Source organism: uncultured Streptococcus sp. (genome assembly GCF_963528215.1).
In the GTDB taxonomy this organism is placed as follows: domain Bacteria; phylum Bacillota; class Bacilli; order Lactobacillales; family Streptococcaceae; genus Streptococcus.
In genome coordinates, this window is sequence record NZ_CAURVL010000001.1 from 114,671 (window position 1) to 132,831 (window position 18,161).

Below are 18,161 nucleotides of genomic sequence, written 5' to 3' on the forward strand. Positions count from 1 at the left end.
AAGGACATTTGATGAGCAAAGATTTTGAGAGCGTTTTATCGTATAGCAACTACACTCTACTAGAAAACTGCCAGCGTTTCTCCTCCCACGGCAAGACCTACTTTGTTGATAAGGAAGAGATGGAAGGATTTTACTGGAATTACGAAACAGACTATTTCCGCATCAACATTCATGATTCCTTTATCAAAAGAGACACTTTTTTCACCATGGATTTGAAGGAATTCCCAGATTTCTTAGCCTTTTCCTCCTATATGAAAGCTGCCCATGGAGAGTGCTTGTCTCCCTACAAAGCTCTGCGCAGCAAATCTAGCTTTATCATTCTCAATCAAAAGCAGTCTGTCCGCTTCTTGCTAAATGGCCAAACTCCTTTTCAAACGGTGGAAATTGACTTTAAACGTCAGATGATTGAAGACTACCTGATGACCCAGTACCAGCTAGACCTAAGGGAAATCAGTGATATTTTCACAGAATCTCACAAGTTCAATGCTGGAAAGCTGGAAAAAATCGCAGACGAGCTCTTGCATTACCATGTCAACTCTATCGGAAGTGAACTTTTCTATGAGATTAAGGCCAAGGAATGGCTCAGTGTCATTATCAATGAGTACTACAACCATCAGACATCAAGCCCTCTGAATGCTGCAGACGATTTGGCTCTCGGTAATGTCAGCAGCTATATTGATGACCATTATGCATCCAATATCCCGCAAGACCTATTGGCCAAAATTGCCATGATGAGCAAGACAAAGCTGAAAAATGCTTTTAAACTAAAATACAATATGACCATCACTGAGTACACCCAGCGCCGGCGTATGAGTATGGCCGAGCAGCTTTTGGAAACGCCCCATCTCAGTATCAAGGATGTCGCTCTCACCGTTGGCTACCAGTCACACAGCCGCTTTTCCTCCCTCTTCAAAAAATATATGGGCATCTACCCATACGAGATCCGAAACCGGCACCACCCAACCAACGAGAAAAACTGTGCCCAATGTCAGCACACACTCTGTATACACAAGACTGAGTAAGGGAATGGTCGTTTAATTCAATTTTTTCCTTTGTTGACTTGAAACTAAAGGACTTAACCGCTGACAAAGTTGAGCAGAAAATAAAAATTTGAATCCATTTATGATGACACTCTGCATTAAAAAACGCATAAAATCATAAAAGTATTGATTCTATGCGTTTTTGCTATCTAAATTTTTTATCTATCCCTTTTATCTACAGCCTCCAAAAGCTCCGGAGAAACATCGAATCTGATGTGATTTGAGGTGTATCAGATAAAAAGCAGAACTCCTTACTGTTTCTTTCTAAAGCTTAACAGACCGGCCAGGAAAGCAAGGAAGCCACCTAAAAGTGCCAGCAGGGAGGTGCTTGTTCCAGTTTTTGGCAAGGCTTTTTCTGTTTGGCTGGTCGATTCTTGTACTGCTAAATCCTGAGTTTTTTGCCCATCCAAGGATAAAGCTTGAGGCTGAGCGTTGGCTACAGAAGAGGCAGACAGCTGCTCTTCTTGAGCTGCTGGATCTTGGGATTTTTCTTCCTGAGCGGGGTTCGCTTTTCGAAGTCGCAAAATAGTCGCTGTCAACGGAGCTAGGGCTAAACCATTGCTGTTTCTGGTGACACCTGCTGGATCAGCAATGACCGTCACTCCTGCCGTATTGCCATCTACCACAACCTCTGCACCTGCTAGATGCTTATAGGCTTCACCAAAGTTGAATTGTCGCTCCTTGGTGTCCGCATTGACAAAGATTGCATAAATATCGCCATTTGACGCAACCACTTGGTAACCGATAACAAGGTCTTCTTTCTCAATACCATCTTTGCCAGGCTGGGTAATGAGGGTCACATTTTGCTCCACTTCATCTTTGGAGCTGCGGGTAAAGGCATCCGTTGATTTCCGCAAGGCAATCAAGCCTTTCATATAGGCCCGACTCTTGGCATTTTCAGGGAACTTCTCCGAATCAGTCGCCTTGGTCCAGTCAAAATGGTTGACCGCGTCGCTCGAATCATAAGAATCATGAATGAAATAAGGATAGTCAAAGGGCGTGCCGTCCTCATTGGTCAACAAATGCGCTTTATTAGGAACCTTGTCTTCAGAGACCGGATATTTATAGGCAGGATCACGGAATTGCTTGGTCCGGCCGTACTCTTGACCAGAGTGGATAAATGGTGTCCCTTGCGAAGTCAGAATCATCAGATTTCCCAGACGCAGGCGGCGATGAATCTCTTGATAGTTGGCTACCACTGCCGGATCTTTCTTGATCGACTGGGCAATGATATCAAAGAGTGTCAGATTATCATGGGCTGCGATGTATTGGATTACATCCCCTGGACTGTCCGCCTCAAAATTGGTTGGCTGCGCCTTGATGTTTTTGAAGACATTTTCCACACTACGCTTGCCACCAGTGATAAAGGCTGGTGTTCCCTCATTTGGATACCCCGATTTCAAGGTATTCCGAATATCATCTGAGAAGACCGCTACTGTGTCTGTCAACTTCATCCAAGATTGGTCAGCAGGCTGGACAGCTTTATTTTCATCACCTGCATAAGTCTTCCAGCCCTCACCTAGCATAATGAGATTTGGGTTGAGCTTCTTGGCTTCTTCAAAGGCTTTTTGGATGGACTCAGCATCGTGATCCCCCATCATATCAAAGCGGAAACCATCTACCTTGTACTGCTCTGTCAGGTACTTGATCGAATCCACTAAGACCCGTCTGCTCATATAGTGAGTAGTACCCAAGCGGCCGCCGCCAAAGCTGGATCTCGGTGTCCCATCCGCATCCATAAAGTGGTAGTAATTGGGCTCCAAGTCTTCAAAGATAGAGGTCTTAGCCGTATGATTATAGACCACATCCAGGATAACGCCCATTCCACGCTTATGAATTTCGTTGACAAGGTTTTTGAATTCCTCAATGCGCTTGGCTGGATCTGTCGGCGCGCTGGAGTACATACCTGTCAGCGAGAAGTAGTTTTGCGGATCATAGCCCCAGTTATAGTTGCTGTTGCTAGAAGCATACTTGTCCATGCGCTCAGCATTTTTCAGCTCATTTACAAAGTAATAACTTAGAACTGGCAAGAGCTGAACGTGGGTCACTCCCAAGTCTTTCAAATAATCTAATTTCTCAATGAAAGCTGAGAAAGTTCCAAATTGAGATTTCAAATCTTTTGAAATAGCTGGATCTGAAGTAAAATCACGAACGTGCGCCTCATAAATCAAGGCATCTTCCCGCTTCTTAAAGTTCGGTATAGTAGCATAGGTTAAGTCTTTCGGTCCATATTCACTTGGATCTACAAAGGCTGCCTTGGCAATCTTGTAGGCATCCCCCTTGTCCGCATCTTCACTGTTCCAAGCGGCTAAAGACTTGGCATAGGGATCCAGCACAAGAACTTTTTTGCCGCCACGAGTAATTTCATAATGATAGAAATACCCTCGATAGTCTGAAATTCCTAGACCGCTCTCAGACGTCAGGCTACTGGTCCATGTACCCGACTCACCCTTCTGCATAGCCAGGCGTCCAATGACCTTATTCTGATCTTCCTTGTCATAGACCACCAAATCGACTTGGTCCGCACTTGGTGACCAGAAAGTTAGGTCCACTTGTTTGCCCGCTTGAGAAACACGCGCTCCCAAATCACCATCATACTTATAAATACTATCCTTCAGCTGCCAGTTCATGCTGGTTTTGAATTGGTCATTGCCATATTTGATAAGATAAGGTGACTGAGCTTGGTTAAAATCACCGATGAATTTGGCACTTTTGGTCTTAGGATCCAGAACCACATCTTTAACAGCGACTTCATTGCCATCTTTGTCCGTAATCTTTAAGTTCTTTAAAATGTCCTCTTTTTTAGCATTTTCTAAGGTAGAAAAGCTGGCTTCAATCTCGGTCAATCCTACATGCTGGGCTCCCGTCATACGAATATCGTTGACAAAGTAAGGGTTGGTATAAACTGTCGGATCCGCATCACGCAAGAAAATTTGGCTGTTTTTCTCCAAATTAGCGAAATTATAATCCTGATTTTGAATCTTCACATCATCTCCTGATTTGCTTTCGTCTAGAAGCAAAAAGCCAATCATCTTAGCAGCATCTTTCAAAGGGACATCTACATAGCGACCATATTTCCCAGTCTTTTCAAAATCCACTCCGTCAGGCCAATTCTTGCTTGGATTTTGGACATCTCCCCAGAGCCAGAGCGACTTCTTATCATACTGGCCATCTGTACGATAGTAGTTGATCCGTACCATCCCTTTTTTCAAAGGCTCGTAGGTATGAGGTTGATAGTCTGTGTCAAACCAAACCTCATTCATCTGAGGACTGAGCAGCTCAACTGTCTTGTCACCGGTAATATTTTGCCCTGCGGTATTATTGATTAGAAGGCTGATTTTGCTTCTTTTCTCAGCCATTTTAACATCAAGATAATAGCCGTAGTCATCTTCTTTGGCAGTCGCAAAGCTAGTCGCTCCGGTTGGCCAAGCTCCCTTTTGGCTAGAAGGCGTCTCAACATCATCCCAAGTCCACAGACCCAAGCTCTCTAGATTTTGTGACGGCAAGGTTTTGAAATGAAAGCGAATATTGCCTTCTTCGATAGCATCTTTCGCCGAAGCTTGCGGCTGACTAATTGGTTCTTGCTTGTCTTTTTCACTTGGATTTGCAGCTTCTTGACCAGCTGCTTCTGAACCTGCACTAGCTGGAGCTTGATTGGCTAGCACACCAGTTGGAGCAGCCTGCTCTGAAGCACCCACTCCTGAACTATCTGCCTCTCCAGTTTTTTCTTCACCTGCTGACGTAGGTTGGGCTGCTGCATTTGCATCAGAGACTGCTTCTGTTGCAGGGCTGGTAGTTGTACTCGCTTCATCCGCTTGGACTAATCGGGCATTTCCAAGTAGGAAACCTGAGGCAATGACAACAGAGGCCACTCCTACTTTTAAGCGACGGATGCTGAAATAATGACGCTTCTCGCCCATCCGAGACTGTAGGTGATAGTTATTTTTCATAAACAGAAAACTCCTTTATTTTTTCTTATAGAGAACATCTATGCAAACGTTTTCTGTATTTATTATACCGATTCTTTTTGAACTTGTAAAGGCTTTCAAGAAGAGTTTTTTCACTCAGATACTTCATGCTCTCTGTGTGGATTTTGATGATTCGATAAGCTATTTGCGATTCAAACGACATTTGACGAGCAAAAAAGTCAAGACACTTGTCTCGACCTTCATTTTATTCAACGATAAATTGACTCAAAATCCCATTGATGAACTTACTGGACTTTTCGTCAGAGAATTGCTTGGAAAGCTCAATGGCTTCGTTGACTGCTACCAGCTGTGGAGTGTCAAACTCTGTAATTTCAAAGATCCCCAGACGCAGAATATTTTTCTCTACTAGCGTCAGACGATCCACTGTCCAGCCCTTTTTGAGGTGCTGGGCAATTTTCTTGTCCAAATCGTCCTTGGACTGGATCACACCAGAGACCAGATTGAGCAAGAAGGCTGGAATATCAGCTTCCGCCGCTTTGTCAGCCTCTTCGTCCTTATCATACGAATAGGCAAATCTGCAAGCCTCCACAAGATCCCCTTCATACTCTAGGCTCATCAGGGCCTGAAAAGCCCGCTGGCGCAGACCTCTTCTGGATTCCAACAGTATATCAGTCATTGAGGAAGTCCTCATCAAATAGATCTTTCAAATCTGGCTTTGGTGCCTTTTCTGGAACAATGCCTGCCACATGGATATTGACAGCAGACAACTCTACCTCAGCCATATCAAAAACAGCGCTTTTTACAGCCTTCTGGATTGCTACTGCAACAGTCGGAACGCTGACACCGTATTCCAAATACAGATAGATGTCTACAGTCACATCACCTGTCTCATCTGTATGGAGCGATACTCCACGACCGAGTGAGCGCATAGAAAGACTGTCTGACATACTCTTATTTGCGAAGGAATAAACACCTTCTACCTTTGCCGTTGCAATGGCAATGATTTTTTCCAAAACACGTGGCGCAATGACGATTTCACCTAATTGTTCAGCTGCCATAGTTATTACCTCTTCTATATTATGCGCGAGAAACGTAAGTTCCTTCTGCAGTATTGATGATTAATTTTTGTCCAACTTCAATGAAGTCTGGTACGTTGACAACAAGCCCTGTCTCAAGCGTCGCTGGCTTACCAGATCCGGTAACAGTAGCTCCCTTGATAGAAGGCTGAGTATCAGTCACGACCAATTCAACTGTTGTTGGTACTGTCACACCAATCACTTCTGTTCCGTAGAATTGGATTTTCACATCAGAGTTTTCAAGGATGAATTTCAATTCTTCTTCTACATTGACCACTGGAATTTCATATTGATCGTAAGTCTCAGTATTCATGAAATAAGCAGTGTCATCCATTTGGTACAAGTATTGAGCTGGAACAGTTTCAATAATGGCTTGTTCAAATTTTTCTTCTGGACGGTAGCTGGTATCAAAGGTAGAGCCAGTACGAACATCGCGCAGCTTCATGCGCATAATCGTATTCCCCTTACCTGGCTTGTGGTGGCTCGCTTCCAAAACGCGGATGAGTTTTCCATCAGCTGTTTCGAAGGTCATTCCAGCTTTCAGCTTACTTGCTTCAATCATTCTATATTACCTCTTTTTAAAATTATATTTCTACTTATTCTATCATAAAGCCTGATAATTCTCAAATAACAATCAACTCTTTCGGCGCAAGAGTTAGGACTTCGCAGCCTGTTTCGGTGATGAGGAGATCATCTTCGATGCGGACGCCGTATTTGCCGTCCAGATATATACCCGGCTCATCAGTCAGGACCATGCCGGCCTCAATCGGCTCTTCTGACTTGCCGAAGTAAGGAATCTCATGGATGTCCAGACCGATACCGTGGCCAATCCCATGGCTAAAGTAAGGACCGTAGCCAGCATCGTTAATTATCTGCCGCGGAATCCGGTCAAAATCAATTCGGCTAAGCCCAGCCTTGGCTGCTTCTATCAAGGCTTGATTGCTGCGCAGGACAATATCATAAATCTCCCGCTCCTCATCCGTCACCTGCCCCACATGAACAGTCCGCGTCATATCGCTGACATAGTGATTATAGTAGCAGCCAAAGTCCATGGTCAGGGTTTCCCCTTTTTGAATGACTTTGTCACTAGCCACACCATGAGGCATAGCAGAGCGGTAGCCTGAAGCGATGATGAAGTCAAAAGAGGCACCTGAAGCACCTAGCTGGCGCATACGGGCATCTAAAAAGTTCATAACGGCTAGCTCAGTCGTCTCACCAGGCTTGATAAATTCCAGTACATCTAGGAAGGCTTGGTCCGAAATCTGACAGGCCTTGCGAATGGTCGCGATTTCTTGCTCATCTTTAATCATGCGCAGATTTTCAATAAAGCCCGTCATGGGAACCAGCTGGTAGGCCGAGAAGACATTTTCCAGCATCTTGAAGTAGGCATAGGAAATTTCATCCTCAAAACCGATTTTTTGCAGCTTGTCATCCGCAATAATCTTGACAATCTCCCCAATCGCGTCGCGCGTTTCGACAATATCAAAACCTTGGACAACTCCCTTGGCAATCAGCGTATAGCGCGCATCCGTCAGGAAAATCCGACGATTCTTGCTGATAAAAACTGTCGCTTCTGTCCCACTGAAGCCAGTCAGATAGTAAATATTTTTCAGATTGGTTACTAAAACAGCATCGCATTCTGTCTGAGCCAATGCTGCTTCAAACTTTTCAACTCTTGATAACATGAGGTACCTCCATGAAATAACTAAGCTTATTATATCAAAAAACAAGTCAAATAGGACATTTTTTGACAAGTCCTATCCAAGACTTAAATCTGACCAGCATTCTCCGACACGAAAAATCCCTGTTCTTTTCTAGAAAAACAGGGATTTGATGTATTATTTCACATGCAGCTTGCCTTTCAAGTACTGGCCGGTATAGCTGGCTGGATTAGCAGCAACTTCTTCCGGTGTCCCCGTCGCAATGATCGTACCGCCACCTACACCGCCTTCCGGTCCTAAGTCGATGATATGGTCAGCCGTCTTGATAACATCCAGATTGTGCTCGATAACGAGTACTGTATTGCCATCGTCCACAAAGCGTGATAACACATAAAGGAGCTTGGCAATGTCTTCAGAATGCAGACCCGTTGTCGGCTCATCCAAGATATAGAAAGACTTACCAGTCGAGCGCTTGTGAAGCTCGCTGGCCAGCTTCATTCGCTGAGCTTCACCACCTGACAAGGTAGTGGCTGGCTGCCCCAGAGTCACATAGCCCAGCCCTACGTCCTTGATAGTCTGGAGTTTGCGGGCAATCTTGGGAATATGCTGGAAGAACTCTACCGCATCATTGACAGTCATGTCCAGAACCTGAGCGATATTCTTTTCCTTATAGTGAACCTCTAGAGTCTCGCTATTATAGCGGGTACCGTGGCAGACCTCACAGGCCACATAGACGTCAGGCAGGAAGTGCATTTCAATCTTGATAATCCCATCACCCGAGCAGGCCTCACAGCGGCCGCCCTTGACATTAAAGCTGAAACGGCCCTTCTTGTAGCCGCGAATCTTGGCTTCATTGGTCTTGGCAAACAGATCGCGAATATCGTCAAAGACTCCAGTATAAGTAGCCGGATTAGAGCGCGGTGTCCGGCCAATCGGACTTTGATCAATATCAATCAGTCGATCCACATGCTCAATGCCGCTGATTTTCTTGAACTTACCTGGCTTGGCAGAGTTGCGGTTGAGTTTCTGGGCAATGGCTTTTTTGAGAATAGAGTTGACCAGCGTTGACTTACCAGACCCAGAAACTCCTGTCACAGCGATGAATTTACCCAAAGGGAATCTAGCCGTGATATTCTGCAAGTTATTTTCCTGAGCCCCTGTCACTTCAATAAAGCGACCGTTGCCTACACGGCGTTCCAATGGTACTGGGATTTCGCGCTTACCTGACAAGTATTGGCCTGTGATAGATTTCTTGCTCTTAGCTACTTGCGCAGGAGTGCCAGCTGCGACGATTTCACCGCCGAAAACACCGGCTCCTGGTCCCACATCAATCAGCCAGTCAGCTTCCCGCATGGTGTCCTCATCATGCTCAACCACAATGAGGGTATTGCCCAGGTCGCGCATCTTCTTGAGGCTGGCAATCAAGCGGTCATTGTCACGCTGGTGCAAGCCAATAGAGGGCTCGTCCAGGATATAGAGGACGCCGCTTAGGTTAGAACCAATCTGGGTCGCCAAGCGAATCCGCTGGCTCTCACCTCCTGATAGAGTCCCAGCCGATCGAGACAAGGTCAGGTAATTGAGGCCAACGTTATTAAGGAAGGTCAGGCGGTCATGAATTTCTTTGAGAATAGGTCGCGCAATCGTAGCTTCATTGTCAGTCAAGCTAAGCTTGTCCAACTGAAGCAAATGATCTGCAATGGACAAGTCTGAAATCTCACCAATGTGCAAGCCGTCTTCGCCGCCAACCTTGACAGACAAGGCCTGGGGACTGAGTCGATAACCATGGCAAGCCGCACAAGTCAGCTCATTCATATAAGCCCGCATCTGAGTCCGAGTAAAATCACTATTGGTTTCATGGTAGCGACGGTTGATATTAGTCACAACCCCCTCAAAAGGAATGTCAATATCGCGCACGCCACCAAATTCATTTTCATAGTGGAAATGAAACTCCCGCCCGTCAGAGCCGAAGAAAATCAACTGTTTTTCTTCCTCGCTCAGCTCCTCAAAAGGCTTGTCCATATCAATGCCAAAGGCTGCCATGGCCTGCTCTAGCATCTGCGGATAGTAGTTGGAAGAGATGGGATTCCAAGGTGCTAGCGCTCCTTCGCGCAAGGTCTTGACAGCATCCGGCACAACCACATCTAGATCCACCTCCAGCTTAACCCCCAGACCGTCACAGTCTGGACAGGAGCCAAAAGGCGCATTGAAAGAAAAGAGTCGCGGCTCTAGTTCTGGCACCGTAAAGCCACAAACTGGACAGGCATAGTGTTCAGAAAAGAGCAACTCTTGACCATCCATAGTGTCAATCACCACATAGCCCTCAGCAATCCGCAGAGCTGCTTCGACCGAGTCAAAAAGACGGCTGCGCACCCCTTCCTTGATGACAATTCTATCTACTACGACCTCAATATCATGCTGCTTGCTCTTGGATAGCTCTGGCACTTCCGTCACATCGTAAATGTCACCATCCACGCGGACACGGACATAACCGTCCTTCTGAACCTTGTCAAAAACGGTCTTATGCTGGCCTTTTTTCTTGCGGATGACCGGCGCTAAAATCTGCAACCGCTGACGCTCTGGCAATTCCAAGACCTTGTCAACAATCTGCTCGACAGACGAAGCCGTAATAGCTCCATGACCGTTGATACAGTATGGTGTCCCAACACGAGCATAGAGCAGGCGCAGGTAGTCATTGATTTCAGTGGCAGTTCCTACTGTTGAGCGCGGATTTTTACTAGTCGTCTTCTGGTCGATGGAAATAGCCGGGCTGAGACCATCAATCGAGTCCACATCCGGCTTTTCCATATTGCCCAAAAACTGCCGAGCATAGGCCGACAGACTCTCCACATAGCGGCGCTGCCCCTCAGCATAGAGGGTATCAAAAGCCAGACTGGACTTGCCCGAACCGGACAGCCCCGTCACCACGACTAGCTTGTCCCGCGGAATTTCTACATCAATATTTTTTAAATTATGAGCTCGCGCTCCATGAATCACAATTTTATCTTGCATTTTGACCTCGTTTCACTTATAAACCTTCTCCATTATAACAAATTTTTCTGCAAACTTTTGCCCCAAAAACCCGAATTTGTAGTATAATAGTACGGTATGCAAAAAACACTCTGGAAAGGAAAATGATTATGAAGCAAGTCTTTTTGTCAACTACGACAGAATTCAAAGAGATTGATTCGCTCGAATCGGGCACCTGGATCAATCTTGTCAACCCTTCCCAGAGCGAATCAATTGAAATCGCCAACGCCTTTGGTATTGACATCGCCGACCTGCGAGCACCGCTCGATGCAGAAGAAATGTCCCGACTTACAATCGAGGATGAGTATACACTGATCATCGTTGACGTACCCATCACTGAGGAGCGGAATAACCAGACTTACTATGTCACGATCCCCCTTGGTATTATCATCACGGAAGAGGCTATTATTACCACTTGTTTGGAAAAATTACCTCTGCTGGACATCTTCATTCACAGGCGCCTGCGCAACTTCTATACTTTTATGAAGTCACGTTTCATCTTTCAGATTCTCTACCACAATGCCGAGCTGTATCTGACAGCCCTGCGCTCCATTGACCGCAAGAGTGAGCAGATTGAAAGTCAACTGCACAAGTCCACGCGAAATGAAGAACTGATTGAGCTCATGGAGTTGGAAAAGACCATCGTCTATTTCAAGGCCTCTCTCAAAACCAATGAGCGCGTGATTAAGAAGCTGACCAGCTCCACTAGCAATATCAAGAAATACCTAGAAGACGAGGACTTGCTGGAAGATACCTTGATTGAGACCCAGCAGGCCATTGAGATGGCTGATATCTACGGCAACATCCTCCACAGTATGACAGAGACCTTTGCCTCTATCATTTCTAATAACCAGAACAATATCATGAAAGCCTTGGCTCTGGTGACCATCGTCATGTCTATCCCGACCATGATTTTCTCGGCCTATGGGATGAACTTCAAAAATAACGAATTGCCTCTCAACGGTGAGCCACATGCCTTCTGGATCATCATGTTCATCGCTTTTGCCATGAGTGCTTCGATCATGGCCTATCTCATGCACAAAAAACTATTTTAACCTTTAGAAAGAAGACCTATGTCACAAGTATCCCTCGACAAACTCAGCAAAAAAAACAAAGAATTTATCCATATCGCGACTAACCAGCTCTTACAAGATGGCAAATCCGATCAGGAAATCCAGACTATCTTAGAAGGCATTCTGCCGGAAATCCTGGAAAATCAAGCCAAGGGAATCACTGCCCGCGGCCTCTACGGAGCCCCAACTACCTGGGCAGCTTCTCTGACCGCAAAAGAGCGCTATGATGTCGAACATCCAAAAGAAAATGACGATCCTAAATGGATGATGCTGGACTCTGTCCTCTTTATCTTTGGTTTCTTTACCCTCCTGACCTCAATCGTCAATCTAGCTTCCTCTCAACCATCTGTCTATGGACTGACGACTCTCGTTCTTGGAAGCATCGTCGGTGGCCTTTCTTTCTATGCCCTCTACCACTTTATCTACCGTTTCTACGGACCAGACAAGGACCGCAGCCAGCGTCCTAAGCTACTCAAGTCCATCCTGACCATGGCAGCGGCTATTCTCCTCTGGAGCATGTCCATCGTCCTGACTAGTCTCCTGCCTGAATTCCTAAACCCCCGCCTGTCCAATATCGTAGTTGCTATTGTCGGTGCTATTACCCTAGCCCTGCGTTTCTATCTCAAAAAACGCTTCAACATCAAGAGCGCGACTATGGGACCGACGAGATAAGATAATAAAACGAGTCTGAAATATAAAATTTAGACTCGTTTTAATTTAGCACTTATTCTTAGAAAGTACAAAAACAAATTAATAAAACGCTTGCAAACTCATTTTTAAGAGAGGTATAATAGAATGGGTTAGCTGTTTGATGAATTATTTTCTAATTTAGAAAGCGAGAATTCATATTCCATTCACGACACTCTTTTTAATTTAAACATTTTATTTATAACTGACATATGTAAGCTAGAGAATGGTAAGCTTGTGAAAATAAAGTAATTGGAGGTGAAATCATGATGAAAGCTGCAGATATTTTGCAAGTAAAAGAATTATACCATCAATTCTCGCTTGGAAATAATAAAACTTTACCTGTTTTAAAAAATATATCGCTCTCCGCTTCAAGAGGCGAGTTTATCAGTATTCTGGGGATTAGTGGTTCTGGAAAAACAACACTATTAAAGTGTATCTCCAGTTTATTAAAGCCAACCAGTGGAAAAGTAATGTTGAATCAAATAAATCCTTATAATATCGGAAATTCAAAATTATCAAGTTTAAGACGCAACGATATAGCCTTTATTTTCCAGTCCTATAATCTAGTGCCATCTTTACCAGTATTTGAAAACATAGTGCTCCCTTTAAGATTATCTGGAAAAAAGATAAATACTAAAGAAATCAAAAATCTACTTGAACGGATTAAGTTTCATGCAGGCTTAAATGATTTTGTAAATACCTTGTCAGGTGGGGAGCAACAAAAGGTAGCCATTGCTCGCGCTATTGTCGCGGACAGTGATATAATTTTTGCTGATGAGCCAACCGGAGCTCTAGATAGTGCCTCACGTGAAGTAATCTTCGAATTATTAAGAGAGCTTGTTACAGCAGGGAAATGCGTCATAATGGTAACTCATGATATTGAATTAGCTTCAAAAACTGACCGAGCGCTAATCCTAAAAGATGGAGAAATTTTTAAAGAACTACAAAATCCTAAGGGCGAGGAACTTTATAAAATACTAGAAGTACATTCATCTAAGGAGGAGTAGAAATGCTTAAATTAATACAATATCAGTTTCAACATAATAAAAAGCAATGGTTAGGCATTTCTCCTGTAATTTTTGTTTCTAGCCTAGTTATAGGTTTGGCAATCAACGGATATATTAATGTCGATATTAACTCACAAGCTTTCGCAGGACTCCCAGATCCAAAACCTATTTTTATGTTTCCAGTAGTATTTGGAGGAATAACGTTATTCTTTGCAATTTCTACTTTGATAAGTATGCTGATTGAAATGTTCAAAGATGATTATACGCTTCTAGCTGTACTAGGTGCAAGCCGATTTCAACTCTCGTTCTTGGTCGGGGGACAGCTATTTATAATATCGTCATTAGTTAGTTTTGTTGCATATTTATGTTCTATCCCTATCACATCTAGTTATTACTATTTTTTACAATATTTTTTCGGAAAAAATATTTTACCTGATATTCAGTTCCAAATGAGCTTATTAGGCTGTGTAGCAACAGTCTTGCTCATTTCGCTTCTAGCATTTTTTAGTGGCTGCTACTATACCTTTAAAGGTATTAAAGAAAAAAATACTACTAAATTCAAACATATATTATCCATTATGATAAAAGGGAGCCTACTATGCACTTTAATAATGATTTGGGGAGCCTTCTTCTATCAAATCTTTCAGGATAATACTATCCTAATGAGAGCCCAACTAATTTTCAATATTGTCATTTTAGATATTGTTATTATTTACCAAGTATCTCCATACCTACAAATATTATTTATCAAGTTGTTTTCAAAATTGATTTTTAGAAGCAAATTCATGTTTATTTCTTCAAAATGGAATTTATTATTTCGTAAGCCATATATAAAGTCTGTTAGCGCTTCAATTATTGGAGCAATACTCCTAATTTCTAGTTTTCAAATGATATCTCAGAACATATTAGCACAATTTCAAAATAATAGTGACTTAGAGATGAAAGTATCATTCATTGTTTATGTAGGTGCACCTATTCTTATTGTGCTAGGAAATATCATTTCTATTGCATTTCTATCCTCTTACCAAGAAAAGAGCGAAATAAATCAATTTGAAATTTTAGGTGTTTCAAACTATCAAATGATAATGGTTAAATTAGGGGAATCTCTGTTTTTAACAATAATTATCGCAGCAATTTCGCTGCTATTAACTATTAAGATCCTAGCATTGATATATTACTCTTTAAACGGAGTTTCTCTCAAGGAGTTAAATTATTCTGGCTTAATATTTTCTAACATAACAGTCTCCACAATATTATTCGTTTTGTTATTCCTAACTAAAAGCTTTTATTTTATCTATAAGACTAATAAAAATAATTGCTAATCATTTACAATTTATTGATGAGGCAAACTATCAAAAAGAGGTCAGTGACCTCTTTTTGATTTGCTTTGGAAATATTTCCAATAAAGAGAGTAAGGAATGGGCAAACTGAGAATCAACCAAAAGCGATTGACAACAATGTCCGCCTTTCCTGCGCAGTTAAAATGAATGGGCACTTGCTCTGGTAGCAGGCAGATAATCAGAAATAAGATTACTGCTAAGAGAAACAAAACGAATAAATCTTTCTTTTTCATTAGCCATGGACCTCCTTAAAATATCCTTGTTTTATTAAATGCCTATAAAGGACGGCTGCCAAAAGCAAAAGTCCAAGAGCTGAGATTCGCAGCGACATCTCCAAGTCCATACCAAATAGTAAGGATAAGCAAAGAGGGAACACAAGAACCAAGATGCCTATCCCTCCAGATAAGATAGCCGAAAAACTTTGCTTAATAACAATCATTTCATTGTCCCAGATGAACTTAGGATAATGAAAATTGACCACAAGTCCTTGAAGAGCTGTAAACAGTGAATAAGCCAGCGAAATAAGGACCAAATCCACTACTTGCAAGCCTCCTAGCGAGAAACGCCAAACCAGAACAGGCAAGCCCAACAGCAAGGCTGTGAAGTGTAAGGACACCGTCAAGGCCAGCTTTGCCATCATTATCTGCCTCATAGAAACTGGGAGCGTCTGAAGCAGCCAAATCTCTTCACCTTCTAAGGAAATACTGACAGCTGCAGGATTGGAAATACTGAGACAGCTAGCCAGTAATAGAGGTAAAAACTCTCGGCTATTATTGAGTCCAATCGAAGAAAAGAGGGCATCAGGACTCATAAAACAAAGCGAGATGGCTAAAACGATGATTAAAATGGTTCCCAGTCCGCTATTGAGCATATAAAGATAGGACGTCATAAAATTCGCAATTTCTCTCCTATAGAGAGCCATAAACGGAGATTTCTGCCAGCTTCTATAGACTTTGCTTTCTGACTTCACCCCTGTTATCATCTGATTCATTTTTATATAATTTCTACTTAAATACCTTAGAAAAAGTCCTGTCAGCGCAAAAGAGATAAGCATCAACAGAAGGCTAGCCCACCAGAAATGATGAGGGTTAAAAAACAAGCTTGCCGGAGGATAGAGAGAAGTCAGCTGCTTAGTAATCAAGAGACCAACATTTTCCGCTGACATTCCGGCTCTCATAGCCCACATACTGCCTGTTGCCAGCCCCAAAAGCAAGAGGAGAGAAAAAAGGAAGGCAGCTAGATTTTTATGAGTGGTCTTTGAGGCTATGTAGGCAACGCATAAGCCAAGCAAAGAGGCTAAACAGAGAGGTAAAAGAGGAACAAATCCCATTAAAAGCAGATAAAGAAGCAACTCCAACAAGGACGCACCATATCCAAACCAAACGAGGCCTGCTGGCAGCATGAGAAGAACGGCAAATACACTGTTCAAAAGATAAAGAAAAGCATATTTCTCATAGACGATTTCTCTAATACTGAGCGGCAATACGATGAGCCTCTCAAGTTCCTCTTGGTCAAATAAGATGCCATTTGACTGCATCAGACTAAAAAAGAAAATAATAAAACTAACCAAGGCAATCATATAGGCTGGAATCAAATTTGCCTGCCCCAACTTGACCAAACTCAAAGCTGTCAAAAGGTTATAGCCTGAAAATAGCAAAACAAACAAGCAGAGCAGACCAAGCTTAAAATACCTGCCCAACCCTCCTTTTCTTAAATCATTAAGTGAAAATGTGCTGTATAATTGTACTTTTAAAAGCAAAAGAATATTAGTCATCATCCTGTAACTCCATAAATACTTGTTCTAAACTGGATGCCCCCTTAACTTCAGAGGTCCTTCCATTAGCCACCAAACGTCCCTTTTGCAGAATTGCTACCTTATTGCAGAGTTCTTCCGCAACTTCTAAAACATGGGTAGAAAAGAAAATCGCATGCCCTTGACTAGCTAGCTCTCTCATGATCTGCTTAAAATAATATGCGCCTTTCGGATCTAAACCGACAAAAGGTTCATCTAAAATCAATAGTTCTGGCTCATGTAAGAGAGCCGCTATTAGTGCCAATCGCTGCTTCATCCCATGCGAATAAGCTGATATCAACTGATCCAAAGACGTATCCAGCTCAAACATTTTAGAATACTTTTCTATAGCCGCTTGCCTCTTTTCCAAAGAGACTCTATAAATGTCTGCTACAAAGTCCAAAAACTGCCTTGCTGTCAGATTTTTATAAAGGTCTGGGTTATCCGGCAGAAACGCCATCTTTTTCTTACAAAGTAAGGGCTCCTTCCTGATAGAGTGCTCACAGATATAAATCTCTCCTTTATCAAAATCATGAATCCCCACAATGGACTTAATGGTGGATGTCTTACCTGCTCCGTTAGCGCCGATGAATCCATAAATATCCCCAGGCTCCACCATCAGACTAAGATCATCCACAGCCTTTTTACCGTTGCTATATACTTTTGTTAAATGTTCTATTTTTAACATGAATTTCTCCTTTTATTTAAACTGACATTTTGTCAGTTTTGGCGTAAAATTTTTTATAATTTAGATTAAGAGATTGAAGGCCTGGACTGACATTTTGTCAGTTTCGTTTCTAAATAAAAGGCAGAAAACTGCCGATTATTCTAAAAAATAGATTCTTCTAATCCTAAGGTTTTTTCTAATATCGCCTGGAAGCTGGTGAGATAATCCTGCAAGGTCTCTGGTTTTTCATTACTCATCTTAATATCATTTGACACAAAGACGTAGGCAGTCATGAGAAAAGAAGCCGTTTCATGTGGATATTTTAAATGAAAATCTCCGGATTTCTGTCCTTCCTCCAAGATATGAGTGAAGAAAACAATCATCCGTTCACAAAGTCTATGATAAAAGCGATCCAAAACATAGCGATTGGTCTCCAAATTGACGGTTTCCTGCAAGACTTGATTTTCCTGTGTTCTGCTCTCCTCTGGGATAAGAGTTGCCTCAATAAAGGCTCTGATTTTTTCCTTGGCTCCGACATTTGCCTGATAGCTGATTTTTTCGAGCTTTCTCAGCAAGGGTTCAGAGTTCTTTTCAATCAGACAATAGAGAATATCTTCCTTATCCTTAAAATGATAGTAAAGCAGCCCTCGAGAAATTCCAAGCTTATCAATAATGTCTTGAGTCCTTGTCTTTAGATAGCCTTTTTGGGCAAAGAGCTGCAAGGCTGCAGACATAATCTCCGCCCGCCGCACCTCTACTTCCTTGACATCACGCATGATTTCTGCCTCCTCGTGGTCAGTATAGCACTCCACTGACATTTTGTCAATGATAAAACAAAAAAACAGCAAGCCAGAGCCTG

General features: G+C 42.8%; 15 protein-coding genes. 5 read left to right on the plus strand and 10 right to left on the minus strand.

Annotation, left to right across the window (positions count from 1 at the left end; translation table 11 throughout):
• Positions 1–11: 11 nt before the first annotated feature.
• Positions 12–1,022: an AraC family transcriptional regulator gene (locus RWS24_RS00560; protein ID WP_314364536.1), complete on the plus strand. Its 1,011-nt coding sequence runs from the start codon at positions 12–14 to the stop codon at positions 1,020–1,022.
• Positions 1,023–1,291: 269 nt separating this feature from the next.
• Here the strand turns inward: RWS24_RS00560 and RWS24_RS00565 are convergent, their stop codons facing one another.
• The 6 genes from RWS24_RS00565 to uvrA form a co-directional block, all read right to left on the minus strand.
• Entirely contained in the window at positions 1,292–4,990 is a 3,699-nt protein-coding gene (locus RWS24_RS00565; RefSeq protein ID WP_314364537.1) for a pullulanase, read from the minus strand.
• Positions 4,991–5,213: 223 nt separating this feature from the next.
• Positions 5,214–5,645: a transcription antitermination factor NusB gene (gene nusB, locus RWS24_RS00570; RefSeq protein WP_268701131.1), complete on the minus strand. Its 432-nt coding sequence runs from the start codon at positions 5,643–5,645 to the stop codon at positions 5,214–5,216.
• Positions 5,638–6,027 (minus strand): Asp23/Gls24 family envelope stress response protein, encoded by a 390-nt coding sequence (locus RWS24_RS00575; RefSeq protein ID WP_002896484.1) that lies wholly within the window; start codon positions 6,025–6,027, stop codon positions 5,638–5,640. The genes nusB and RWS24_RS00575 overlap by 8 nt, the downstream gene beginning before the upstream one ends.
• A gap of 19 nt (positions 6,028–6,046) precedes the next feature.
• A complete protein-coding gene (gene efp, locus RWS24_RS00580; protein WP_002896485.1) occupies positions 6,047–6,607 on the minus strand; it encodes an elongation factor P in 561 nt (186 codons plus the stop codon).
• Positions 6,608–6,668: 61 nt separating this feature from the next.
• Positions 6,669–7,730, minus strand: a complete 1,062-nt coding sequence (locus tag RWS24_RS00585; protein WP_314364542.1) for a Xaa-Pro peptidase family protein — start codon at positions 7,728–7,730, stop codon at positions 6,669–6,671.
• Positions 7,731–7,883: 153 nt separating this feature from the next.
• Entirely contained in the window at positions 7,884–10,715 is a 2,832-nt protein-coding gene (uvrA, locus tag RWS24_RS00590; RefSeq protein ID WP_314364543.1) for an excinuclease ABC subunit UvrA, read from the minus strand.
• 128 nt (positions 10,716–10,843) lie between these two features.
• Between uvrA and RWS24_RS00595 the strand changes: the two genes are divergently transcribed.
• The 4 genes from RWS24_RS00595 (at position 10,844) to RWS24_RS00610 (ending at position 14,825) form a co-directional block, all read left to right on the plus strand.
• Complete coding sequence (locus tag RWS24_RS00595; RefSeq protein ID WP_314364545.1) at positions 10,844–11,788, plus strand: magnesium transporter CorA family protein; 945 nt, start codon at positions 10,844–10,846, stop codon at positions 11,786–11,788.
• Positions 11,789–11,806: 18 nt separating this feature from the next.
• Complete coding sequence (locus tag RWS24_RS00600) at positions 11,807–12,478, plus strand: DUF1129 family protein (RefSeq protein ID WP_314364546.1); 672 nt, start codon at positions 11,807–11,809, stop codon at positions 12,476–12,478.
• A gap of 281 nt (positions 12,479–12,759) precedes the next feature.
• Positions 12,760–13,503, plus strand: coding sequence for an ABC transporter ATP-binding protein (locus tag RWS24_RS00605; RefSeq protein ID WP_314364547.1), 744 nt, complete (start codon positions 12,760–12,762; stop codon positions 13,501–13,503).
• 2 nt (positions 13,504–13,505) lie between these two features.
• Positions 13,506–14,825 carry a hypothetical protein gene (locus tag RWS24_RS00610; protein ID WP_314364548.1) on the plus strand — a complete coding sequence of 440 codons (1,320 nt, stop codon included), beginning with the start codon at positions 13,506–13,508 and terminating at the stop codon, positions 14,823–14,825.
• Between the two features lie 41 nt (positions 14,826–14,866).
• Here RWS24_RS00610 and RWS24_RS00615 read toward each other — a convergent pair whose 3' ends face one another.
• The 4 genes from RWS24_RS00615 to RWS24_RS00630 form a co-directional block, all read right to left on the minus strand.
• Positions 14,867–15,076 carry a DUF1648 domain-containing protein gene (locus RWS24_RS00615; protein WP_314364550.1) on the minus strand — a complete coding sequence of 70 codons (210 nt, stop codon included), beginning with the start codon at positions 15,074–15,076 and terminating at the stop codon, positions 14,867–14,869.
• The gene (locus RWS24_RS00620; RefSeq protein ID WP_314364551.1) at positions 15,076–16,620 is read right to left on the minus strand and encodes an ABC transporter permease; all 1,545 of its coding nucleotides are present in this window, start codon (positions 16,618–16,620) and stop codon (positions 15,076–15,078) included. Before RWS24_RS00620 ends, RWS24_RS00615 begins: the two co-directional genes overlap by 1 nt.
• Complete coding sequence (locus RWS24_RS00625) at positions 16,610–17,323, minus strand: ABC transporter ATP-binding protein (RefSeq protein WP_314364553.1); 714 nt, start codon at positions 17,321–17,323, stop codon at positions 16,610–16,612. Before RWS24_RS00625 ends, RWS24_RS00620 begins: the two co-directional genes overlap by 11 nt.
• 140 nt (positions 17,324–17,463) lie before the next feature.
• Positions 17,464–18,120, minus strand: a complete 657-nt coding sequence (locus RWS24_RS00630; protein WP_314364629.1) for a TetR/AcrR family transcriptional regulator — start codon at positions 18,118–18,120, stop codon at positions 17,464–17,466.
• Between the last annotated feature and the right edge of the window lie 41 nt (positions 18,121–18,161).